The 23,931-nt window shown below is 42.7% G+C and carries 25 protein-coding genes and 1 tRNA gene; 23 read left to right on the top strand and 3 right to left on the bottom strand.

All coding sequences use genetic code 11. The features are described 5' to 3' along the window. Window positions 1-23: 23 nt before the first annotated feature. From JWG41_RS03930 to JWG41_RS03890, 9 genes are all read left to right on the top strand, one after another. Window positions 24-866, top strand: coding sequence for a hypothetical protein (locus JWG41_RS03930; RefSeq protein WP_205268632.1), 843 nt, complete (start codon window positions 24-26; stop codon window positions 864-866). Between the two features lie 18 nt (window positions 867-884). Continuing rightward, window positions 885-959: transfer RNA gene (locus JWG41_RS03925), tRNA-Arg, on the top strand. A 752-nt stretch (window positions 960-1,711) separates the two neighbouring features. Then, window positions 1,712-2,140: a hypothetical protein gene (locus JWG41_RS03920; protein ID WP_205268631.1), complete on the top strand. Its 429-nt coding sequence runs from the start codon at window positions 1,712-1,714 to the stop codon at window positions 2,138-2,140. A 167-nt stretch (window positions 2,141-2,307) separates the two neighbouring features. Continuing rightward, window positions 2,308-2,610: a hypothetical protein gene (locus JWG41_RS03915; protein ID WP_205268630.1), complete on the top strand. Its 303-nt coding sequence runs from the start codon at window positions 2,308-2,310 to the stop codon at window positions 2,608-2,610. Next, window positions 2,607-3,071: a hypothetical protein gene (locus tag JWG41_RS03910; RefSeq protein WP_205268629.1), complete on the top strand. Its 465-nt coding sequence runs from the start codon at window positions 2,607-2,609 to the stop codon at window positions 3,069-3,071. Before JWG41_RS03915 ends, JWG41_RS03910 begins: the two co-directional genes overlap by 4 nt. A gap of 88 nt (window positions 3,072-3,159) precedes the next feature. Continuing rightward, entirely contained in the window at window positions 3,160-4,332 is a 1,173-nt protein-coding gene (locus JWG41_RS03905) for a Kelch repeat-containing protein (protein WP_205268628.1), read from the top strand. Window positions 4,333-4,550: 218 nt separating this feature from the next. Then, a complete protein-coding gene (locus JWG41_RS03900) occupies window positions 4,551-5,021 on the top strand; it encodes a MarR family winged helix-turn-helix transcriptional regulator (protein ID WP_205268627.1) in 471 nt (156 codons plus the stop codon). Between the two features lie 10 nt (window positions 5,022-5,031). After that, on the top strand, window positions 5,032-5,451 hold the full coding sequence (locus JWG41_RS03895) for a DUF1398 domain-containing protein (protein WP_205268626.1): 420 nt from the start codon (window positions 5,032-5,034) through the stop codon (window positions 5,449-5,451). Between the two features lie 18 nt (window positions 5,452-5,469). Further along, entirely contained in the window at window positions 5,470-5,922 is a 453-nt protein-coding gene (locus JWG41_RS03890) for a hypothetical protein (protein ID WP_205268625.1), read from the top strand. 50 nt (window positions 5,923-5,972) lie between these two features. Here the strand turns inward: JWG41_RS03890 and JWG41_RS03885 are convergent, their stop codons facing one another. Genes JWG41_RS03885 through JWG41_RS03875 form a run of 3 tightly spaced genes read right to left on the bottom strand, consistent with a single transcriptional unit; the run spans window position 5,973 to window position 9,268 of the window. Continuing rightward, entirely contained in the window at window positions 5,973-6,584 is a 612-nt protein-coding gene (locus JWG41_RS03885) for a hypothetical protein (protein ID WP_205268624.1), read from the bottom strand. Further along, window positions 6,585-8,078: an NAD(P)H-hydrate epimerase gene (locus JWG41_RS03880; RefSeq protein ID WP_205268623.1), complete on the bottom strand. Its 1,494-nt coding sequence runs from the start codon at window positions 8,076-8,078 to the stop codon at window positions 6,585-6,587. It lies immediately after the preceding gene. Further along, window positions 8,078-9,268 carry an LIC_12708 family protein gene (locus JWG41_RS03875; RefSeq protein WP_232373660.1) on the bottom strand — a complete coding sequence of 397 codons (1,191 nt, stop codon included), beginning with the start codon at window positions 9,266-9,268 and terminating at the stop codon, window positions 8,078-8,080. The genes JWG41_RS03880 and JWG41_RS03875 overlap by 1 nt, the downstream gene beginning before the upstream one ends. Window positions 9,269-9,316: 48 nt before the next feature. On the opposite strand from JWG41_RS03875, the gene rimP reads away from it, so the two are divergent. The 14 genes from rimP (at window position 9,317) to JWG41_RS03805 (ending at window position 23,881) form a co-directional block, all read left to right on the top strand. Further along, on the top strand, window positions 9,317-9,805 hold the full coding sequence (rimP, locus tag JWG41_RS03870) for a ribosome maturation factor RimP (RefSeq protein ID WP_232225873.1): 489 nt from the start codon (window positions 9,317-9,319) through the stop codon (window positions 9,803-9,805). 4 nt (window positions 9,806-9,809) lie between these two features. Further along, entirely contained in the window at window positions 9,810-11,207 is a 1,398-nt protein-coding gene (nusA, locus tag JWG41_RS03865; protein WP_205268622.1) for a transcription termination factor NusA, read from the top strand. Between the two features lie 15 nt (window positions 11,208-11,222). Next, the gene (infB, locus tag JWG41_RS03860) at window positions 11,223-13,967 is read left to right on the top strand and encodes a translation initiation factor IF-2 (protein WP_205268621.1); all 2,745 of its coding nucleotides are present in this window, start codon (window positions 11,223-11,225) and stop codon (window positions 13,965-13,967) included. A gap of 10 nt (window positions 13,968-13,977) precedes the next feature. Then, on the top strand, window positions 13,978-14,463 hold the full coding sequence (gene rbfA / locus JWG41_RS03855; RefSeq protein ID WP_205268620.1) for a 30S ribosome-binding factor RbfA: 486 nt from the start codon (window positions 13,978-13,980) through the stop codon (window positions 14,461-14,463). 38 nt (window positions 14,464-14,501) lie between these two features. Then, window positions 14,502-15,431: a tRNA pseudouridine(55) synthase TruB gene (gene truB / locus JWG41_RS03850; protein WP_205268619.1), complete on the top strand. Its 930-nt coding sequence runs from the start codon at window positions 14,502-14,504 to the stop codon at window positions 15,429-15,431. A gap of 26 nt (window positions 15,432-15,457) precedes the next feature. Next, window positions 15,458-15,724: a 30S ribosomal protein S15 gene (rpsO, locus tag JWG41_RS03845; RefSeq protein ID WP_002973902.1), complete on the top strand. Its 267-nt coding sequence runs from the start codon at window positions 15,458-15,460 to the stop codon at window positions 15,722-15,724. 5 nt (window positions 15,725-15,729) lie between these two features. Further along, window positions 15,730-17,820: a polyribonucleotide nucleotidyltransferase gene (gene pnp / locus JWG41_RS03840; RefSeq protein ID WP_205268618.1), complete on the top strand. Its 2,091-nt coding sequence runs from the start codon at window positions 15,730-15,732 to the stop codon at window positions 17,818-17,820. Window positions 17,821-17,856: 36 nt separating this feature from the next. Beyond that, window positions 17,857-19,137, top strand: coding sequence for a M16 family metallopeptidase (locus JWG41_RS03835; RefSeq protein WP_205268617.1), 1,281 nt, complete (start codon window positions 17,857-17,859; stop codon window positions 19,135-19,137). 5 nt (window positions 19,138-19,142) lie between these two features. After that, window positions 19,143-19,586 carry a dUTP diphosphatase gene (dut, locus tag JWG41_RS03830; protein WP_205268616.1) on the top strand — a complete coding sequence of 148 codons (444 nt, stop codon included), beginning with the start codon at window positions 19,143-19,145 and terminating at the stop codon, window positions 19,584-19,586. Between the two features lie 72 nt (window positions 19,587-19,658). Then, window positions 19,659-20,456: a flagellar basal-body rod protein FlgG gene (gene flgG / locus JWG41_RS03825; protein WP_012388518.1), complete on the top strand. Its 798-nt coding sequence runs from the start codon at window positions 19,659-19,661 to the stop codon at window positions 20,454-20,456. After that, window positions 20,456-21,397, top strand: coding sequence for a flagellar basal body P-ring formation chaperone FlgA (gene flgA / locus JWG41_RS03820; RefSeq protein WP_205268615.1), 942 nt, complete (start codon window positions 20,456-20,458; stop codon window positions 21,395-21,397). The genes flgG and flgA overlap by 1 nt, the downstream gene beginning before the upstream one ends. 7 nt (window positions 21,398-21,404) lie before the next feature. Then, complete coding sequence (locus JWG41_RS03815) at window positions 21,405-22,181, top strand: flagellar basal body L-ring protein FlgH (protein WP_232373659.1); 777 nt, start codon at window positions 21,405-21,407, stop codon at window positions 22,179-22,181. 6 nt (window positions 22,182-22,187) lie between these two features. Then, a complete protein-coding gene (locus JWG41_RS03810) occupies window positions 22,188-23,363 on the top strand; it encodes a flagellar basal body P-ring protein FlgI (RefSeq protein WP_232373658.1) in 1,176 nt (391 codons plus the stop codon). Window positions 23,364-23,398: 35 nt separating this feature from the next. Continuing rightward, window positions 23,399-23,881: a rod-binding protein gene (locus tag JWG41_RS03805; RefSeq protein WP_205268614.1), complete on the top strand. Its 483-nt coding sequence runs from the start codon at window positions 23,399-23,401 to the stop codon at window positions 23,879-23,881. Window positions 23,882-23,931: the final 50 nt, after the last annotated feature.

The raw sequence follows: 23,931 nt of genomic DNA, 5'->3' as shown, positions 1-23,931 counted from the left end.
CAATTTGGCCGATAGGTAAAGAGATGAGAATCTATTTTTTAATCATCCTATTCCTTTCTCTGGTAGGCCTTAGTCCTCTGTTTTCAGAAACACAGACTGAAACAAAAGATCCATTGACCGAATTCATTTATTCCCTTTCTGAAGTTGTATTCTCCAATCCCTTCCGCAAAGAAGAAACCGAGATTCGCAAACGAATCACCGAATCCAATTCCGCCGAAATCCGTGACACTCGCATCCAATTAAAAAATATATTACGAACCCAAACTCTTAACAAAGCAGATATTAAATCTAAAAATCAAAAATTCACTTCCTTTGCAAATTCCCTCGAAGCCCTTCCAAGCCTGGGAGGTTTCCTTTGGAAAGAGGATTCCGAAACCGTTTACCAATGGGGAGACTGGTCCGATTTTTATGAAGATGGATTTAGCAAAGAAAAACTGCGCCTCGAAGGCCAAATCCCATCATTCTCTTACGAAGGCGGAACCCTCTATTTTTTTCTGAAAAATCCACCCGGATCTTTTCCTGCTGAATTTAGTTTTCTCGGATGGGAGTCTCATTTTTACGCTTTTGGTGATGAAGGATCTCTACGTTATACCAATGATTTTCATTTGGATCCCTCGGAAAGGTTAGGGGACTTTCGTAAGGCCTTCGATTCCATCCGTAAAAAATTTCCCGGTTCCCATATCGTTACCGCAAGCGACCTTACCATTTTCATTGTTCCCGGCGAACCCAAACCCATTTATTATATCTTCCTTTGTTTGCGATTTTTTCTCATCGGTTGGACCATCCTCCTTGCCCTTTACATTGTGCGTATGGCCCTCTCCCTTCCAAAAAATCATTTGCCCGAAGACAGGCCCCCCCTATCCTGACATTACATCTGTCACCACGCCCTGGTAGTTCAACGGATAGAACATCGGTCTTCGGAACCGACAGTGGGGGTTCGATTCCCTCCTGGGGCACCAAATTTTTCCCATACCCAAAAACCAAACTCATCTAACACAACCAAGCTGGGAATCGAACAGTTTTGTGAGCCAAAACGTTGCGACCCATAGGGAGCAATGGTTTGGACAAGCCGACCCGGATGGGAGGCGACGAACAAAACCGTGCCTCGACGCGCCGGTGAGCCATGACGGCGAACCAGCAGAGAGGTCGATTCCCTCCTGGGGCACCAGTCAGCACCATTTCGATTCCCGCCAGGGAATCCGACTGTAGCGATTTTGATTTCCCCTTAGAAATTACTAAAACCAAACTCATTTAAATATATCCGAATATACTAACAAACTCGTTTATTCTAATTTGAAACTATACAAAATCGCTTACTATCCATTCCCTCTCTACCTCTCCCCATCCCCCTATAACAACTAAACCAAGCCCCCGGGCGAATCCCGAACTCTCTTCCTCTAAAACCATCACACCCGTTTGGTGATCCCTTCCTTCTATCCCTCGGGACCGGGCTACTCTGGGGTGCGCTAAACGCTTCCGTCCTTCGGACCTTCGCCCGCCGTATCCCTTTCGTTTTTCTGAAGTGAAATTTCAATTCTTTAATATTGGAATATTTTGAAAATACACCGCAAGTTTTATGAATTAGTAATTTGCCTTGTTTGTTTATTGATTGATACAGGAATTGAAACCAATTGAAAGAATTGGAATGATTCATAAAAATTTAGGAATAGAATTCACTTGATTTTTAAATTTAATAGTTAAATCTGTGCCAATGAAAATTAAATTATTAGCTATTATTTTTGGTTTTTCTGTATTTTTGCAATGTGGTCTATTTCAAGCAAACAATGACTCTGCGAAGAATGGACTAATGGCTGTTTTAGGGCTTTCCGCATTTATGGGAACTGGTGCCGGAGGAGATGTTCCTGTCGGAGCGAGCTATATCGCTTGGGGATCAACATCATGCGCAACTGGTTGGACGACCGCTTATGTTGGTTATATGCAAATGCCTTACATTCGATCAGCTACTCCAACAGTTGGAGTGTCAAATTTGATATGTTCCGCATCTACTATCAGTGGTTTGACTGCTCTTCAAACAAGTTTTTACTCTAGGCCAAGTGGTTTTAACTACGGTGCGCAAGGAGAAGCATATATGTCACAATTTGCTGATAATGTTCAAAATTGTGCAGTTTGCGTGAAATAAAAATTCATTGAATCGAATTGTCTCTAAGGTAAGTGAATGAATGACAAAGGTCATAACATTTACAAACCATATTGCGAGATACTTGAAATCGAATCCTGTGACCTAGCAATGTTTTGATTTCCATGAGTAGGATGTTTAACAAGGATTTTATGAGCCTAAGTAAGAATATGAAAGTTTATCGATTCTTATTACTATTTTCATTTTATTTTTTGGTTTCGGATTCAATTTATAGTAAAGAAGACAAAAAGCAAATAGAGAATTCAGGTCGGCACCAAGCTTGGATCATCGACTGCAAGGAAAAGAAAGAATGTATTAAAAAGTGTATGGATATGAGTGTATTCCAAGGGCCTTGGGGTGGTAACGAATATGCAAATACAATACGGACAGAATGTGTCAGGTCGTGCCAACAAAATACAATTTGTATTCCCGAAGAAAAAGCAAAAAATCGCTATTTGCCAGTAAATCAATGAAAAAAATATTTTTAGTAACCATCCAACTTTTGTTTATCATTCATTGTGTTGATTTGAATGATAACAATGATCTGAGAGAAGAAAATAAAATGCTAAGGAGGGGGAGTTCTTTGCTACTATTAGCGAATCAAATTTTAAACGATTATAATTCGGCACTCCCTATGAATAACATGTTATTCCGATATTCTGTGATCGATAGCCAGAATATTGGGTTAAGTTTGTCTCAATATTGTGTAAATGTTTATACGGTCGTAGGTTTGGATCCAAATAAAATAATAACCGAATGGCATTCATTAACGAAATATCCTGATAAGTGTGCTTTGAATTATTCTAAAGATTTTAAATGTATTTCTTCGAATATAATTTATATTAATGAATACATTCTTCCTGCTTCGCTAGGTCTTGCAAATGCCAGAAGTTTATGCAGTAATGAAGTGAATGGAACGATTTTGGTTTATTAGTTTTATTTTATGGACCTTGGTGGATTTTTTAGAATGAATCGGCCTATAGCATTTATATACAATAAAGATTATTTGGGATGAAGGGTTTATGTATTTAGTTAAATTTTTTTCATTTTGTTTTTTATGTTCCTTCCTTTTTTGCCAATGTCTTATCGATCTGGAAAAAGAAGAAGAAGGAGAGCGGGAAAAGTCCCTTTTGGGGCTAATTCTAATTAACGATTCCCTGTCTCCCTTCGGTATGGCACAACAGAGGTTTGCAAAATATTCAGAAAAAGAAGTCTTACTGGTAGGAGGGGATAGCCAAAAAGCGAATATGATGGCTAACGTTTATAAATTAACGGAAAATAGAGTTTCTTTTTTGGGTTCAATGAATAAACGCAGATATCAGCACGAAGCTGTCACTTTGCAGAATGGAAAAGTTCTCATTATTGGAGGCTATGACGGTAGATTGATTCTTCCTGATTCGGAAGTATATGATCCATCGATAAATTCTTTTTCTATCGTTTCTCCAATGAATATACCGAGAACTCACAATACGGCAACTCTTTTGAATGATGGCCGGGTTTTGATCACTGGTGGCTTTGGAAAACAATCAGAAAAGTTGAAGTCAGCAGAAGTTTTCCATCCAGGAACCAGTTCTTTTGAATTAATCAATGATATGAATTTTTCGCGTAGAAGGCATACTGCTACTTTATTAAATAACGGAAAAGTTTTGATTTTTGGAGGGGATGGTATTAGTGAAACGTTATCTTCGGCTGAACTTTTTGATCCCGCTACCAATGTTTTTACGTTAGTTGGACAGCAAATGTCTGTTGCGCGTTCCAATCATACAGCCAATCTCTTAGATAATAATCGCGTGGTTTTGTCAGGTGGTTATTCTTTTGATATAAACGGAAATTATTCATACTCCAAGTCTGTCGAAATTTACGATTTTGGCACAGGAAATTTCACTCTGGTCGGGAATATGGGTGAATCTCGTGGGGCGCATGGATCAGTGAAAGTAGGTTCTGATGTGATTATTTGTGGCGGGGGTAGATTTGAAAATAATATCTATACAGAGCCGACTGACTGTTACAAAGTTTCTAATCTTGGTATACTTAATAAAGAATCTTATAGTTTAACAACTTCCAGGGCATTGTTTGTTTTTGAGTCGATAGGAAATTCCATTTTAGCTTGCGGTGGTGAAAATCAATTTGGTCAGATACGAAGTTGTGAAGCGAAATCTACCAATAACTTTGATTTGTTGAATAGTCAGTTATAATATTTTTTTCCATTAAAGACGGTTTCATGAAAATGAATTTTGATTTGTTTTTGGTCTGACACCAATGATTCCGAAATCCTACTTTTGGTTTTGATTGGTGGGGATCTCATCCATGCTTGCGGTCTCTTACTAAAAGACTCCAATAAAACGATAAAAAAAGAATAAATCCCTGAATTAATTTCCTTGCAAATAGTTTCCTAGGAAACTATGTTTGATTTATGACCAAAAAGGAAATCCTCGAACCAAGCCACCTAAAATCTCATATTGGTTACCGTTTGCGGGTTGTATCCAATGCGGTCTCCCAGTCTTTTGCAAAGAAACTGGCGGCTCTTGATGTCACCGTTGCTGAGTGGGTCATTCTTCGGGAGATGTATTCCCATGAGGAAAATACCTCGCCGAGTGCTGTGGCCGAGATCACAGGCCTCACTCGCGGTGCTGTATCCAAACTCATTGATCGTCTTTTGAACAAGGGCCTTGTGACTCGTGCAGAATCTGCAGGGGATCGCCGTTATCAGGACATCGAGCTCACATCCAAGGCAACGAAACTCATTCCTAAGCTTTCCAAGATCGCCGATGAAAATGATTCGGCATTTTTCTCATTACTATCTCAAACCGAAAGAGACCTTCTGATGAAGACACTCATCAAACTCGCAGACCTAAATAAACTAAACGCAAACCCAATGGAATAAGGAGAAAATCATGAACCCAATCACCACCAGACTCACAGACGCACAAAAATATGCGGTGTCCATTCGCCCGAAAGTCGGAGGCTTTCCTGTGCTTGCGGAAGTCCTTCGTAGCGCCGGCGTGCATAGCAATCGTTGGTCACTACCATCCTGCCAAGCAGTCTATCATATGAAAGATGGTTCTGTTGTACAACAAGGAACCCCTCTTGTGACAGGGGTTCATGAGATTGCGAACTTTGACCGTGAGGCACTGATCACAGCACTTCGCACCGACCAGGAAGGTAGAAGCACATTCCCGGAATTTTTGAAAGCAGCATGGGAAGCGGGAGTCATTGGTTATGATGTAGATTTCACAGGCCGGAAAGTGATTTACTATGGTGCTAACGGTGAAAGTTATCTGGAAGAGTATCCAGACGTTACAATCGGCGAGTAACTCTCGTTAAATTAAAGTATGGAAATTCGAACCATACTCATCGGCGGGGTTTTCCCCGCTTTGCTTCTCGGAATGGGAACTGTCATTATGAAACTGAGCCTACGAGCAGGAATCAGTTTGCCAATTTATTTGGTCTTTGTTGGGTTCTCCATTTTTTGTTACGGAATCTTCTTTGCTTTCCAAAGTGGAATGAGGGAAGTCACTGTAAGCGGTGGCCTTTTTGCCATTCTTATGGGACTATCTTGGTCTACGGCGATCTATTGTATGAGTTACGGGATTGCAGTTTTGAAGTTACCCGTATCAGTCATTGCCCCTCTCACCAATTCCAATGCCATCGTTGCCGTCATCCTGGGAGCCATTGTTTTTTCAGAGTGGAGAGATTTGAACTTTGTTAAAGTTTTGATCGGCACGGTCCTGATTGTTTTGGGGGGAATCATTGTTTCCAGTTCCTTGCAGCCCAATGGCCGGTAACCTTCGCTGAAATATAAAACGAAAGTTGGACAAACCTTTGTAAGCGGATCTTATTTGTATGGTCTTTGTTTGATTTGGAAGGTGAAGGTTCTATCTTCTGAATGAATGAGGACTTGGGAATAAAAACCTAAATCCAGAGAACGAAACTTAGATCGAAAGATAGAGGCGTCTTCATCAAAGATCTCTTTACGACAATCCGCAACTAAGTCCTTCCATTTTTTTTTGGAAACAGAATGGTATAAAAATCCATTGGCCTGTGCGGGAATGGTTCTACTATCCCATTCAATCTTTTCCTGAAAACACAATAGGCCTTGTTTCGTTTGGATGCGAAATTCCGATGTCCATTTTGGATTTGGAAATTTTGCTTCCGTTTTTGTATTATTTTCAATGAATAAAAAATAACCTTGGAACAAATCATCTTCTTCTCTTGAAAGACTTAAGTAAGTCGGATAACCATCTACGATTTGTTTGTCGGACTGGGTGCGGTTTTGGAAACTTCCAGGATTCAGTGCGCGAAACCCAATATAAAAAATAAGGATCACAAGCACCAAATCAATGAGGATGACAATTTGTCTCCACCTTGTCTTTTTATTTTTATCGCCGATCTGTTTTAGATAATCACGAAATTCTTCTGGGGAACGAGAGTGGTAACCTTTTCCCATTTAAATGAGCTCCACTAGAGATTTTAGAATTTGGTGGGCCGAAGGGTAGGGCTCTTCCGATTGTTTGGAATGGTCGAGCAAAGAAAGTGCCAAATGCACGGCCTCTGGAATGGACAAGTCCAAACTCAAATACCGAGCAAGGATCCCGGATAGTAAATCCCCTGTTCCCATAGTCGCCAGTTTTGGATTCGGTGATTCCCAAACATAAGAGGAACCATCGGGACAAACAAGAAGGCTTACAAAGGATTTCAGAAGCACATAGACATTGTTTTGCGGGCAGTATTCAATTAACGTATCGTAGGCGGCCTGAACAGAATGGTGGGTGATCCCTGTCATTCGGTTCAGCTCCCCCACGTGAGGGGTAAGTAGGATTTGATTTCCTTTGGGAAGTGAATTCCCTTTTGTTGGAATGGCACCGGCATCCAAAACCAAACGTAACCCTTCCGGAACTTCCCATCCACTCAAATCATTTGGGTATTGAGTAAGGCCCGGGCCCACAACGATTGTCTTTGTTTTTTTTAAAAAAGGATCAACGAGTGTTTCTGCAAGAGAACTTGTTTTTGCCATTTTGGAAAGATCCTCTTTGAGAATCAGAGAGCTGATTTTTAAAGAAGGAGAGGCGATTTTACTAATCCCTCCACCTAACCTAGAAAAGGCCTGTTCCGAAAGTAATATGGCTCCTTCCATTCCATCAGAACCCCCATAAAATAGAGCAGAACCTGCACTGTATTTATGGTCTTTGTTCTTTCGTTTGATGGCAGTGATTGCGTTTTCTGGATCTGGTTCTAAATAGTATCGTTTGGAAAAGGTAACATTGTTTAAATGGGATCGGACCGGAAATCCAATGGATTCATAGTATCTGGGAATGATGGAATCTTTTTCATAAATAAATCCAATGTTTTCCCATTTTCTTGTCCCCAATTCCTCAATGGAATCGGCAAAAACAAAACTATGGGCCTTCGCATCCTTCTCCCCAAGTAAATTAGGATTCCAACCACTGGCTGTATCGAGGGAGAGCCGGTAAAAAAATACATCACTATCATTGATGGTATCAATGAGTTCTTTCAGTTCTTCGGAGAGGGGATTTTGGAATCCCGTTCCGAGAAGGGCGTCCACAAGAAGGACTGAATCTTCCTCTGCCTCTTCCCATTCGTTGTAAAAATCATCTACACTGCCAATGGCACCGAGAGTTTTCGAAACCAGGGTTTCATAAAATTTTCCCGCATCGTTTTTGTTAGGGGAGGTGGCAAAACACCGAACAGAATAACCTTCTTGGAAGAGGGTATGAGCCAGGGCATAACCATCTCCCCCGTTTCCTCCCGTCCCAGAAAGAATCCAAATGGATTCTGCTGTTTTCCATAAATCTTCATTGGCATGAAAAATAGAAAGGGCAGCCATCCCCATTAAGGTTTGTTCTTGAAACCCTAATTCCTTGGTAGCGAGAGAATCTAAGGCCTTAGATTCCTTGTTGGTGAATAAGGGTTTTTGTTTCATTAAATCCAACGATACACTTCGAGAGCACCCGCACGAATCCGAACCGAATAGATATTATCAAAGGCATCTGTATAGGTTTCTCTCCACTGTCCGCGTGGACTGGAAAAAGGAATCCGTTTGTTATTGATATGGTTTCCTTCTTTGTCATGGACTTGGAGTCTTGCCGCATTTCCACCGTCTTCTGTTTCCCAAATATAAAACTCCCCATTGTTTCGAATGGAAAATAAAATCTCGGAGGGATCTTGGATCTCTTTTAAGAATTCAGAACTTTTGGAATCAAAAACAAAACGAAAGATCCTTCTGAATTTGAATCGTTTGTCTTTTTTAGAATAGTAACTAAAAGATCCAAGAACATACTCTCCTTCTGGATGGGGGAGGAGTTTATCTAAAGTGATGTCATATTCTTTGGCGTCGTTACTGGCAAATACATCCAAACTAGACTCTTTTAAATTTCCTTTTAATTCCCCTTCTTCAAAATAAGAAAGTCGCATCTCTTCTGCAATGCGATGGTAAACAAATAACTTTTCCCCTTCGCCGGGTAAAATGAATTCAATGTATCGGAATGGTTCAGAGTTCTTTCCGGAAGCTCCTAACATAAATTTCACGACACCTTTTTGGGAGATTTGTACAAGAAACGAGGGAAGGACTGTCGCCCCTTGGGTGGAAAAGGCACCGCTGTACGTTTTGTATAAGTTTTCTTGTCCTTGGGGAAGTTCCATTCCCTTGGTGGAAATTCTGTTTTGAACAATGAGATCCCCATCTTCGTTCATGGCCACAATCCCAATCCCACCAAACCGAAACGGGTAATGCGGAATTCCGGAAATGGATTTGAAATCGGGGTTGCCGAGTGTGGCGTCCAGTCTCCCATTTCTGTCAAAAAGTTTGATTACGGCTTGTTTATTGTCCGCCATTGCGCTAATATTGGAAGAGTTGGGGATGGTGAGTGGAACGTTGGTGAGTACTTGGTTCACCACAACACCTTCAAAACTCTCATTGGTTTGTCCAAGAGGGATGCGGAAGAGGATTTCTTCTTTTAGGTTCTCCACTCGGAAACGAAGGCAGGAAACGAAAAAAGAGAGGGTGAGGATGAGATAAAGGATTCGCATGGTGCAACATCCATTCCCTAATTTTTTATTTACAGGACAACTCGCTTTTCCTAGCTTGACAGTAGACATGTTAAATTTTAGCATGAGCTGGGTCTCTTATACAGATTCCTTTTGGAATCTTTTGGAAATGGTTTGGTATATACCGAGGAAAACATCAGAGAACTTATTTTACGCGTTCTCGCTCCACCTCTAGCGCTTTTTTCGCTCCAAGTACAGAATCGGAAAAACCACGCCCTCATTGAGATTGAACTTGATCATCTCACAGACAAAACTGGCTCCGCTAGTTTGGAAGACTGTGAGAATGTTTCTAGGAGACTCAAAGAGGAGCTGGATTTATGGGGAGAGGAATTTGATTTCACTCTCCAAGTCTCCTCCGCGGGAGCAGAACGTGTTTTGCGTCTGCCGGAGGATTTAAGTCGTTTCCAAGGACTTTTAGTCAAACTAGAAGTGCCGCTGGAAGCAGGAAAATGGGACAAACGATTGTATCGTTTGGGACCGGTTTCGGGGGATTCAGTTGAGCTTACGCTTTACGATCGTAAAACTCGACACAAAAAGAACCAAAAATCGGTATCTATGCCCATCGCAGAAATACGAAAGGGAAATTTGTATTTAGAAATTTAAGACTATGGCGACAAAACAAGCAACGAAAGAAACTGGGCTATTCGAAGCCATCCAACAATTCTGTCAGGACAAATCTCTTGATAGAGAACTCGTACTCGGTGTCATCCGAGACTCACTTCTCGCCGCCTATCGCAAAAAAGTCGGCTTGGAAGCAGAGACAGATGACCGTTGCCAAGTAGACTTCGGTTCCGACAACAAAAACGAAATCATCATCTCTGTCCTTCGCGACGTGGTAGAAGATAAAACAACAAACCCTCTAGAGATCGCTCTAGAGGAGGCAAGTAAATTGGATCCTGCGGCACAAGTGGGAACCCAAATGCGTGTGTTTGAAAAACCACAAGACCTCTCTCGGGTTCTTTCCAGCCAAGCCAAACAAATGGTTTTCCAACGTTTGCGCGATATGGAAAAAGAATTACTCTACCAAGAGTATAAATCCAAAGAAGGGGAACTCACTCACGGGTACTTCCAACGTTGGAAAAAAGACATCATGTCCATCGACCTTGGTAAGGTAGAAGGAATCATGCTGAAGAAAGATCAAAACCCGGGCGAAAAATACCGCCAAGGGGATCGGATGAAAGCAATCATTTCTCGTGTAGAACTTCGTCCTCGCGAACCGATGCCTGTCATCACACTCTCTCGTGCATCGGGTGACTTTGTGAAAAAACTCTTCGAGATGGAAATTCCTGAAGTGTATGATGGGATCGTAGAAATTCGTGATGTAGCTCGCATTCCATCTTACAGAACTAAGGTGGTAGTAACCACTAGTAAGTCTGATGTGGATCCTGTGGGAGCTTGCGTGGGAATGAAAGGTGTTCGGATCCAAGCCATCGTAAGAGAACTCGGAAACGAAAGAATCGACATTGTTCTTCATTCAGATGAACCAAGTATTTTTATCGCCAATGCCATCTCTCCTGCGAAACCAGTAGAAGTGCATGTGGACAGAAAGAGGGGAGATGCCCTTGTCATCGTTCCTGATGAATCTCTTTCTCTTGCCATCGGAATCAACGGATCCAACGTAAAATTGGTTTCCCAACTTTCCGGTTTCAAAATCGACATTAAAACTGTATCCCAATACAACCAGGAACTGGCTTCGCCGGAAGCTCGCGAAAAACTGGATCGACTCTTCAATGCCCAACAAGAAGCAATGGAAGAATCAGAAGACCAATATGGTGATGGTGGGGACGAAGAAGAAGAGGATTCCGGATTCACTCCGCTTTCCGAAGTTCCAGGTCTTACCCCAAGGATCGTTGGCCTTCTCGAAGCCGGCGGGATCAAAAACGTGGAAACCCTTCTCGAGGTCAGCCAAGAGGAACTTTCGAAAATTTCCGGAATCGGGAAAACCACAGCAGAACAAATTTTACGTCTGCTTCGTGAATCTATCGAATGGGTAGAAGAGGGTTAAGTTTTAAGGCATAATATGGAAGAGCAAAAATCGATTAAAGAAACCCTCCAGCAGGGAGCCAGTGGTGACAAAACCAAGAAAAAGCTTGTCATCAAGAAGAAAGCGGCACCTGCAGATGAGAAAAAAGAATCCAATTCTGGCCCGAGCGCAGAAGGGGCCAAAACCTCTTCCTCGTCTTCGGACAAAAAAAAGGATTTGAATGAACTCATTCGTGAGGAAGCCAAAAGACAGGGACTCGGTTCCGGTCCACAAGCTCCTTCCCAAGCATCCCCCATTGTGTCTCGTCCGGATAGAAAGCCGGAACCACAATCAGAACGAGAGAGACCTCCCATGGACCGCAAACCGGAATCCATTCTCTCTGGGGATACCTCTTCTCCGAACTACCGCCAAGGCGGTGGGCCTGGCCAACAAGGCCAAGGTGGAGGAAACCCAGGTTATTTTAGAAAAGAAGATCGTAACCCGATTGTCTCAAGACCTACCACACCGCGTCCCCCAAGACCGGAAGGGCAAGGCACTGGATACCAAGGAAACCGTGGGCCTGGACAGGGCGGCGGATACCAAGGAAATCGTGGACCTGGACAAGGTGGTCCTGGCGGATACCAAGGAAATCGTGGACCTGGACAAGGTGGCCCTGGTGGATACCAAGGGAATCGTGGACCTGGACAAGGTGGCCCTGGTGGATACCAAGGGAATCGTGGACCTGGACAAGGTGGCCCTGGCGGATACCAAGGGAATCGTGGACCTGGACAAGGTGGCCCTGGTGGATACCAAGGGAATCGTGGAGCTCGTCCCATCGGTCAAGGTGGTCCTGGTGCGGGAAGACCTCCTGGAGATGCTCCATTTGGTGCACCGGGCGGACTTCCGGGAGCTGGTGGTCCTGGCGGAGCCAAAAAGAAAGTATTTGATAAAGAAAAAGGTGGAAGAGAAGAAAACGAGAACACTAAGTTCTTCAAACAATCTTTCCGCAAACAAAAGGCACAAGCTGCGGCCCTCGCTGCTGTTCCTAAAGAAATCTCCATTTTGGAAAACATCCAAGTGGGAGAGATCGCTAAAAAACTGAATTTAAAACCGGGTGAAGTCATCAGTAAACTCATGAAAATGGGGATGATGGTAACCATCAATAATGTGATCGATGCAGAAACAGCATCTATTTTGGCTGACGATTACGGCTGTAAGGTGAAGATTGTTTCCCTTTACGACGAAACTGTCATCGAAGAGGAAAAAGATGCTCCAGAAGACTACATCACTCGTCCTCCTGTCGTAACGATTATGGGTCACGTGGATCATGGTAAAACCAAACTTTTGGATACCATTCGTTCGTCTCGAGTGGCAGAAGGTGAGTCTGGTGGAATCACTCAGCACATTGGTGCTTACCAAGTAGAAACGGAACGCGGAAAAATCGCCTTCCTCGATACACCTGGTCACGAAGCCTTTACTTCCATGAGAGCACGTGGTGCCTCCGTAACCGACATTGTTGTGCTTGTTGTTGCTGCCGATGACGGGGTCATGCCTCAAACCATTGAAGCCATCAATCACGCCAAAGAAGCAGAAGTTCCAATCATCGTTGCGGTGAACAAAATTGATTTACCGGCCGCTAACCCGGAAAAGGTGAGGCAAGAACTTTCTAATTATGGATTACAACCAGAAGAATGGGGTGGAACTACCATCTTCTGTGATATATCAGCAAAAAGTAATATTGGAATTGATAAACTCCTTGAGATGTTAATCATCCAAGCAGAACTTCTCGACCACAAAGCCAATCCAAAACGAAAAGCAAAAGGAACCATCGTCGAAGCAAAACTCGATCCAGGTCGTGGTGCTGTGGCAACGGTTCTCATCCAAAACGGAACACTCCGTGTGGGTGATGCCTTTGTTGCGGGAGTTCATGCGGGTCGTGTGCGAGCAATGTATGACGATCTTGGTCATTCCATCCGTGAAGCAGGTCCATCTTTCCCAGCCCTTGTGACTGGACTCGATGGAGTGCCGGATGCAGGAGCACCATTTGATGTGGTGATCGATGACAAAGAAGCACGCACCATCTCTCATAGCCGTCAAGAATATGAAAGACTAGGTCAGTCGAAAAATGCGGCAACTCGTGTCACACTCGACAACATGAGTGAGATCATCAAACAAGGTGCACTCAAAGAACTCAAAGTCATCATCAAAGCGGACGTTCGCGGATCTACAGAAGCAGTGAAAGAAGCCCTAGAAAAACTATCTACGGCAGATGTTCGCCTCAACGTAATCCATGCAGGAACGGGTGCGATTGTTGATTCCGATATCATTTTGGCATCGGCATCCAACGCGATTGTGATTGGTTTCCACACACGTGCGAATCCAAAAACAGTTTCCCTTGCAGAGAAAGAGAAAGTAGAAATCAAATACTACAGTATCATCTACGATGTGGTCAACGAAGTGAAAGCTTCCATGGAAGGAATGCTCGAACCTGAAAAAGTTGAAAACGTAATCGGTAAGGTAGAAATCAGAGACGTATTCAAAATTTCCAAAGTGGGTAACATTGCAGGTTGTATGGTCAAATCCGGTAAGGTAACCAAACAATCACACGTTCGAGTCATCTCGAGCGAAACTGGTGAAATCACTTGGGAAGGTAAGATCAAAAACCTCAAACGTATGAAAGATGACGTGGCAGATGTTCTTACTGGATTTGAGTGCGGTATCTTACTTGATGGATTCAATGACTTTGTTGTGGGTGATGAGATCGAAGCATACGAGATTCGCGAGATTGCTCGTAAACTTTAAGGCGGCCTAAATGAATCCCATTCGAATGAAAAAACTCGAATCGGAGATCATTCGCCAAATCTCCACTGCAATTTTGCAAGGTAAGGTAAAAGACCCTCGGGTCTTTTTACCGAGTTTCCATCGGATTGAGATCAGCGAAGATCTCAAGTATGCCAAAATTTACTTCACGGCACTTTGTAATAACAACGAAAGAAAAAAACTCACACAAGGACTTGTTTCTTGTGCGGGCTTTCTCTCTTCTTTTGTAGGAAAGAACCTTCACCTTCATACCAACCCCAAATTCAGTTTTGTCTGGGACAATCACTATATTAAAAGTTTGGATGTGATTCGCCTCATCGATGAATCCGCTCCCAAAACTTTATTTGAAGAATTACATGAAAGTGAAGAGGATTCGGAATCAGAAGAGGGTGAGGATGAAGACGAAGGAAAAGATGAGGAAAATGATGGTGAGTCGGAAGATGATTCCCAAACGGATTCTGATTCCAAACCATCTTAGTTTTTTACCAAATTACTTTGTTTAGGTGAGAGTTAACGATGTCGAAATCCTACCATTCCGGTTTTCTATTTGTCTACAAACCACCCGGCATTACTAGTTCTGATTTAGTACTCAAAACCAAACGCATTTTAAAACAAAAGTCTGTCGGCCACACGGGAACCCTAGACCGGTTTGCCGAAGGCCTTCTCATTTTGCCTTGCGGTGATTACACTGCTTTCTCCCAAGTTTTTCTCGGAAAAGATAAGTCATACTACGCGGAAGTGGTGGTAGGACTAAAGACGGATTCCGGGGATCCTGAGGGAGTGGTGGAGGTAGACGAAAGAGAAACCATTTCCTCCCGCTTTGTATCGGAATTTCCCATCGAACGATTGGAGGAAGAGCTTGGCAAACTCACCGCACTCACATCCCAAAAAGCCCCTAAAATTTCTGCCCTCAAAGTGGGTGGCAAACGCCAATCGGATCTCGTGCGGGAAGGGCAGGCTGTGGAAGAAAAAGAAAGATCCATTTCCATTTACAAAGTAGAAGACATCCAAAGGACAAACCTGGGTTTTTCCTTTCGCATCCATGTGAGTTCCGGAACGTACATCCGTAAAATTGTTTTGGATCTATCCGAAAAATGGGGGATTCCACTTTCCCTGGGACGGCTTGTTCGTGAGTCCATCGGAGAATACAATCTGAACGGGGTTAAACCCTTGGAAGAAATCACCCATTTGGATATGAGAACTTGGAAGGAAGTATTCCCTCTCCCCATCCGCATCGCCGACGAAGCGGAAAAAAAGGCAGTCGTCCACGGAGGTTACATCTGGGACAAACTCCCCAAGTCAGGAGAAAATGGGTTTTATATCCTGGATGCCGACGAAGTCACAATCCTTGCCTGGTGTTCCTATGACGGGAAACCGGACCACATTCCCTATCGGTATAGAAAAGTATTTTTTGACCCTTCCTTAAAAATTATGTTTTCTAAATGAGACCTTCTTAAAATCTGGATACTGTTATGATCACAAAAGAACAAAAACAGCAGATCATTGCTACTTTCGGTAGCAAGCCAAACGACTCAGGTTCTGCAGAAGTACAAATCGCTCTTCTCGACTCTCGTATTAAAGACCTTACTGAACACTTCAAAGCTAATAAGAAGGACTTTCACTCTCGCCGCGGTCTAATCGCAATGGTGAACCAGAGAAAGAGTTTGTTGGAATACCTAAAACGTTCCAACCTAGAAAGTTATAAAAAGCTGATTGAAAAACTCGGCCTTAGGAAATAAACCCTATGGCTACAGAGTTGACTGGTTCTTGGGGTAGAGACTCTATCACCATTGAGACCGGCAAGTGGGCGAAACAAGCTCACGGGTCGGTTGTATACAAAACCGGAAATTTAGTTCTCCTAGCCACTGTTTGTGCTGCGGACGAACCAAAAGAAGGACAAGATTTTTTCCCACTCACTTGCGAATACACTGAGAAAGCCTACTCGGTAGGTCGTTTCCCTGGTGGATACTTCAAACGCGAAGCAAAACCTGCTGAACACGAAGTATTACTTTCCCGAATTCTTGATCGTCCCATTCGTCCTATGTTTCCAGAAGGATACTTCTCTGAGGTACAACTTCTCGTACAAGTTTTATCTGCAGACAAACAAGTTTCTGTCCAAGGACATGCGATTAACGCAGCTTCGGCGGCACTTTCTGTTTCTTCCATTCCTTTTGCAGGCCCAATTGCTGGTGCTCGTATTGGAAGGATCGCAGGAGAATTTGTTCTGAACCCAACCAACGAAGAGATCACAAGATCTGATTTGGATTTGGTGGTTGCAGGAACTAAAGATGCTATCGTTATGATTGAAGGGGAAGCCAGCGAAATCTCTAAAGAAGATATGATGGCTGCTCTCCGTTTTGCACAAGAACAACTAAAAGTTGCTGTTGCGATGCAAGAGGAATTAGCGAAGAAAAATGGAACGGTGAAAAAGGAAGTCGTTTTAAAAGCGCCTGACAAAGACCTCCATAAAAAAATTCGTGAATTTGCTTTCGACCGTTTGACAGCTGCTAATAAAAATTCTGACAAAGCAAAACGTAATGATGACATCAAAGCCATCAATAAAGAAACAGTAGAACATTTTAAAACTCTGCTGGCTCCAGAAGACAAAACAAAAGATATCAAACATTACTTGCATGAACTAGAATATGAAGTGGTCCGCGAACTAGTGCTTGGCGAAGGAATTCGTTTTGACGGTCGTAAAACCAATGAAATTCGTCAAATTTCTTGTGAGATCGATGTCCTTCCTGGACCTCATGGTTCAGCAGTGTTTACCAGAGGACAAACCCAATCCCTTGGCGTTGTGACTCTGGGAACTACTTCTGACAACCAAAGATACGAAACTTTGGAAGGTTCGAAAGAAAAGAACTTTATGTTGCACTACAATTTCCCTGCATTCTCTGTTGGGGAAGTTCGCCGTAATTCCGGTCCTGGTCGTCGTGAAATTGGTCACGGAAACTTGGCGGAACGTGCGATTAAAAAGGTTCTTCCTACACAAACGGATTTCCCTTATGTGATTCGTATTGTTTCTGAAATTTTAGAATCCAATGGTTCTTCTTCTATGGCTTCCGTTTGTTCGGGAACCTTAGCTCTTATGGCTGGGGGAGTTCCTATCTCTGGTGCAGTCTCCGGAATTGCAATGGGTCTTTTCAGTGATGAAAAAGGTCGGTTTGCGGTTCTTTCTGACATTGCTGGAATCGAAGACCACTTCGGAGACATGGATTTCAAACTTGCAGGAACCAAAAAAGGCATCACTGCCTTCCAAATGGACTTAAAAGTCAATGGACTTGGTTTAGAAGTTTTACAAAAAGCCATCGAACAAGCAGAAGTGGGTCGCGATCATATCCTTGGGGAAATGAACAAAGCAATTTCTTCTGTGAAAGGCAATTTGAGTTTAAATGCACCACGTATCACTCTCAAACAAATTCCTAAAGATCGTATTGGGGAGCTCATTGGTCCTGGTGGTAAAATGATCCGTGCGATCATCGAACAATCGGGATCGGAAATTTCTGTGGATGATACAGGAAAGGTAACCATTGCCTCTCCAAGTGAAGAATCCAAAGAAAAAGCCATTGCTATGATTGATGGAATCTTTGAAGAAATCGAAGTAGGTAAGATCTATGATGGTGTCATCAAAAGAATCGCCGACTTTGGTGCCTTTGTAGAAATTCTGCCAGGAAAAGAAGGTCTCTGCCATATCTCTAAACTAGATGTGAAACGAGTGCAATCGGTTCGTGACATTGTTTCCGAAGGAGACAAGATCCAAGTGAAGGTGATTTCCGTTGATAAAATGGGAAAAATCGACCTTTCCAGAAAGGATGTTCTTCTAGACAACTAAACAGTCCCCAAACAATTGTTTGGGGGGAGTAAGCAAATGGCATCCGTCATCGAATGCAAACGAACCGTTTTACCCAATGGGTTAACGGTTCTCTTCCAACCTATGAAACACGCATCCTCTATGGGGGTGGGTGTTTTTTTGAAACAAGGCAGTCTTGCCGAAACCAATTCCGAACACGGTTACTTTCACTTTTTAGAGCATATGCTCTTTAAAGATACAGAGACACGCACGAGTAAAGAAATTGCTGAATCCATTGAACGTGTCGGTGGAATATTAAACGGATCTACGGGCCGTGAATACACCCAGTACTATGTAGTTGCTATCAAAGATCAGGCAGAACTTGCTTTTGAAATCCTTTCCGATATGTTGTTTCGTCCTCTTTTTCGCAAAGAAGACATCCAAACGGAGAAGGGTGTCATTATGGAAGAAATGCGTTCTTACGAAGATGCACCCGATGATTTTGTTTATGATTATTACTTTCGTAATATTTTTGGAAAGTCACCTTACGGGCGTGATATCATAGGAACCAAAAAATCAGTCACAGGTGTGAGTGAAAAATCCATTCGCACCTTCTTTCAGAAACACTACTTTCCCAAAAATATGGTAATTTCAGTTTCTGGAAACTTTACTTGGGAAAAAATCTTAGATCTTACAAACAAATATTTTTCTTTTGAAAATCCTAAGGGTAAAAATCCGACAGAACTCATCATCCCGGCACCTAAAAAAAGTTATACGAAACATTTGGAACGCCGTAAAATCGAACAGTTTCATATTATGCTTGGGGTGAATGGAAACAAGAGGGACTACCGAACGGTGACTGTCACCCAACTCATCTCCACAATTCTTGGTGGGGGAATGGCCTCACGACTCTTCCAAAACATCCGTGAAAAAGAGGGCCTTTGTTATAGCATTTATAGTTTTCCTTCTTATTATAAAACTACGGGTTTATTTTCTATTTCTTCTGCCACTTCCAAAGAGAAGGCGGCACGCTGCGTCGAGCTTATCCTAAAAGAATTGGAAAGTATTTCCAAAAACGGTTTTTCCAAATCCGAACTGGCGGATGCAAAATCCAACCAAATGGGTTCCATTGCGATTGGGTATGAACTTCCCGAGAACCGAATGAATAATATCGGCCTCCAAGAAATCTATTATGGAAAGTATTTCTCTTTAGAAGACCGAATGAAATCGATTAAGTCGGTGACCTTGGATGAAATCAATGAAACCGCAAAACAGTTGTTCGATTTAAAAAAAGTGCATTTGTCTTGTGTGGGTGATATGTCCGAAACCCAATTCTCCAAAATCCCCGTGCAGTTATAATTCATATGAAACCTCCTATTGTATCTCTCCAGATTTTAAAACCAGGGGCTGTCGTTCCTGAATACAAAACATCCGGTTCCGCCGGAATGGATCTTTCGGCTTGCCTTACGGAAAATATCATCCTTCCCAAGGGCGAAGTGGTTTTTGTTCCGACGGGCCTTGCCATGGCCATCCCAGATGGGTATGAAGGTCAAATCCGACCAAGAAGTGGATTCTCTACCAAAAACCGAATTTTGATGCCCAATAGCCCAGGAACCATCGACTCGGATTACCGGGGAGAGATTCTCATCCCTCTCCTCAATTTGAGTGGTGCGGACTTTGTTTTGGAGCCAGGAACCCGGGTCGCGCAGATTGTGTTTCAGGCTGTCGGCCAACTTTCCCTCCAAGTAGTGACGGAACTTTCTGTCACAGAAAGGGGAACCGGCGGGTTTGGGAGCACTGGAAAATAAGACATAACTAGGAAAAAAGACACTTAGCTTTTTTCAAACTCTACCGATAGAAAGCTGTAGAGGTGCCTTTTTATGATGCGATCCCTTTGGACCGGTGCTACCGGGATGATTGCCCAACAATTTCATATTGATACCGTTGCCAACAACTTGGCCAACGTAAACACAACTGGTTTTAAAAAGAACCGTGTGGATTTTGAAGATTTAGTTTACCAACACCAAGTACTTGCGGGAACTCCAGCCACCTCTGTTTCCGAAATTCCAACTGGTGTGAATGTGGGTCATGGTGTAAAAGTCGCCGCCACACAGAAGTTATTCGAGATTGGATCTTTCCAAGCCACAGGAAACAAACTCGACCTAGCCCTTACGGGGGAGATGGCATTTTTTAAAATCCAAATGCCGGATGGAACCTTCTCTTATTCGAGGGACGGATCCTTTAAAATCGACTCGAACCAACAAGTGGTGACCTCGAACGGGTATTTACTCGAACCACCCATCATCCTTCCTGAAAACGCTATCCTCAATACCCTTATGGTTTCGGAAGAAGGGGAAGTTACGGTGAAAATTGGGAATGACATTCGCCCAACCACCATTGGTCAATTGGAACTCTACCGGTTTGTAAACCCTGCAGGCCTTCAAGCCGTTGGTAAAAACTTATTTCGGGAGACAGTTGCTTCCGGTCAGGAGATTCCAGGAATGCCATCCCAAGAGGGATATGGAAGTGTCCTCCAAGGATTTTTGGAAATGAGTAACGTAAAAATCGTAGAAGAGATGGTGAATATGATTGTGGCACAAAGGGCCTACGAATCCAATTCCAAAACCATCCAGACCTCAGATAACATGCTTTCTACGGCGATTGGTTTGAAACGTTAATGAAACTTTGGTTCCTCATCTTTTTTAGTTTGGTTCTTTCTTTGTCTCTCGGGGCAAAGGAGAAAGACAATCGACTCTATTTAAAACCCAAAACCATAGTGGGAAATAGTGAGATTCGGTTGTCCGATTTTACCAACTGGAAAGGAAACTGGAACCCGGTACTCTTTCAAAATTTACAATCTCCCTTGGTAATGGAACCAGAAACTTTAAAAGAATCACTAAACGTGCGTTATAAGAAAGAAATTGGGGAAGAGGTTTCTTTTGAAGTGATGGGAAAAGAAGGAATTCTACTACCGAGAACGAGTTTAGTTGGTAGAAAAGATTTAGAACGAAGTCTTTGGAAAGATTTAAAAGAATCTGTGGAATCTAGGCTTGGCGAAGAGGGAGAGTCCTTTCGTTTGAGTTCTGAAAAAGATTCCATCCAGACGATCTCTGGCACAAGACTTGTGTGGAGAAATACTGGTCGCACCCTCCATGCAGGGAAACGTCTTTTCCCTTTGGACTACTATTTTGAAGGAAAGATGGTGCATTCCGAATCCATTCCCTTTCTGATTGAAGAAAAGAAAAAGGCATACTTCACCACAAGAGAGATTCCATCCAAAGCAGTGCTTACGGATGCCGATGTGGCACTGAAAGAATTTTTTACGGCTGACCACAACCGCGAGTATTTAGACGAAAGCCCTGTGGGGAAAACGGCACTTGGGGTGCTTACTGGTGATGTTGCCATTGAAAGAAAACAAGTAAGAACCTTACATACCATTGAAAGAGGACAAGAAGTCCAATTGGTTTATACTGCGGGCAATCTATTATTAAAAATCAAAACAAGAGCACTTGCCTCCGGGAATCGTGGGGATGAAATTCAGGTGCTGAATCTAGCTTCGCAAAAAATCATCAAAGCCCGTGTGCAAGAAGAAGGAATTTGCCTTCTAGAAGAGATTTAAAAAATTTATGAAACCAAATCTACATTTAGATTCAAAATTAAATCCAGATTCAAATTTTGATCGAAACGAAAGTAAGAAGATGATTCCCATTGCGAGATCTAGATTCGCTCAGAAATTTTTGATCTTCGTTTCTGAGTTAATAGCCATTGGTATTTTGACATTCACTGGCCTTTCTATTTTGTCTGCAGATTCTCTATGGAAAGATAAAGATCCCTATTCCTATCCGAAAACCATCCAACCAGGAACCGTTGTAAAAGTGGTTTTAAAAAATGGGCTTCGCGTGGAATACGAATCGGAATACAAAGCCACATTTGATAATGATATCAAAACGGTTCCGGATAAAAAGTTAGTTCCTGACCTTCCGGCCTATAACTCCAATTCTACGTACATGAGATCCAAAGTAGGGAAATCAAAATCCCAAGGAAAAGTGGTCGGTGTGATGGCAGTCCTTGTGACAGGAATTGATCCAGGAACAGGAAATTTGGAACTTGAGGGAAGTAAGGTATTCAATCTATCGGAAGAAAGGATTAACCTTCGTTTGTCGGGAACGATTTCTCCCGAAGACCTCGATAAAAATAGGTTTATCGCCAGTGATCTCATCGCCAATTTGCGTGTGGAATACCAAGGAACTTTAAATCCAAAAGAACTAACCAATCCGAATATCCAAATGAAACGAATCACCAATCCCGATGGAACGGTAACAGAAAAAGCGGAACTTTCGGAACCAGAAAAACAAGAAATTATCTTAAAGAATATCAAACGGTTATTAGGGGAAAGTGAGTAAAAGAGAATGGCAACCATAGAAATGATACCCACTGAACCAAATGTCTTAAATAAGATCCAAACTTTTTGCAATGTCATTCGCATCCGCTCACGATTTGCATCACGATTGTTTTTTGCTTTCTCAATCGTTAGTTCATTCTCTTTTCCTGTATTGGCCGTCGAAACTCGCCTGAAGGATTTAGTGCGGATTGATGCGGTTCGCGAAAACCAACTCACAGGTTTTGGTCTTGTGGTGGGTCTCAATGGAACGGGAGATACAAAAAACCCTCTTACAGAAGAAGCCTTACAAAACTACTTAAGTGGCCTTGGTGTAAATACCAAAAAGAATCTACGCGATGCGAAAAACACAGCTTCGGTTCTTATCACAGCGAATGTTCCCGTGAACCTCAAAGAAGGGGATAAAATTGATATTCTTGTCTCTTCTCTAGGCGATGCTCGTTCTTTGGAAGGGGGAGTCCTTTTACAATCTCCCTTGAAGGCAGGAAATGGAGAAACCATTGCGGTTGGATCCGGCGTACTCGTGTTTGGTGGAAAAGAAAAGAAACGTGGTGGAGCTGACAAAAAATCGGGATCGAATACGGCTCTTGTTCCTATGGGTGCCATTTTAGAAAAATCCATCCCCAATGCTCCTGTGACGAAATCTGTCAAACTCACACTTTTGGAAAAAGATTATACTACCATGGGAGCGATAGTCGACGCCATCACTGCCGAGCTTTCTGTGGTTCCTGAAGTGGTCTCTCCCACGGAAGTTCTCGTCCCACTTCCCCTAAAACCTTCGACTGTGAATGCAGCTGGCGAGATGGCCGCGGGTGAACCCAAACTGGATTTAGCCTTCCTTTCTAAATTAGAGAACCTGACCGTGAATTCCTCTCCTGTAGCCCGGGTTGTGATCAACGAACGGACGGGAACCATTGTGATGGGAGCCAATATTGCCATCGACGAAGTGGCGATCTCCCAACAAGGATTAACCATCCAAATTGCCAATCGGGACAAGGCTCGGTATTTTTTCCCCATCCAAGACGAAGGAAAGGGCGAGTCTGTTTTTGTTTTAAAAGAAACGACACAAGTTTCGGATGTAGTGGCTGCCCTGAACAAGGTGGGTGCCTCTACCCGGGATATCATTTCCATTCTGGAAGCTTTGAAAAAACAAGGGGCCTTAAAAGCAGAACTTGTGATTCAGTAATTGGAAAATCTGCCGATAGAAATAGAAGACATAATATGGACATTCACAAAATCCAAGACTACTCGGGACGGCTTAGCCGCTCACAAGATGAATCCATCCTCAACCGGATGAAATCTTATTCTAATGATTTAGAAAAACCGAAAAAACAAGGTTTGTCCGATTTCCAAAACCTAATGGAAACCCATGAAGAACTAATGGGGAAGGTCAGTTCCTCCTCACTTCGCACACCGCAAAACATTCGTGAGGAAATTAAAGAAGATCCTTATAGAAAAAAACTCTATGATGCTTCTGTCGAATTTGAATCTGTTTTTGTGAAGATGATGTTGAAAGAAATGAAAAACACCATCCATAAAGAGAAAATGATCGATGGCGGGTATGCGGAAGAAATTTTTGAAGATATGCTCTATGATGAGTATGCCAAAAATATTTCCCAAAACGAATCTATGGGCCTTGCGGAAGAGATTTACAAACAGATGTCTGCCTCTCTCCCGCCCGTAAAAAAGAATCCTTATCTTTAGTTTTTAGAACCTAGAACTAAAGATAAGATCTTTCGTTTCTATTCTAAAGT

The organism is Leptospira chreensis (genome assembly GCF_016919165.1).
Taxonomy (GTDB): domain Bacteria; phylum Spirochaetota; class Leptospiria; order Leptospirales; family Leptospiraceae; genus Leptospira_A; species Leptospira_A chreensis.
The sequence above is the reverse complement of the archived record's forward strand: the minus strand, read 5'-3'. Positions and strand labels throughout refer to the sequence as shown.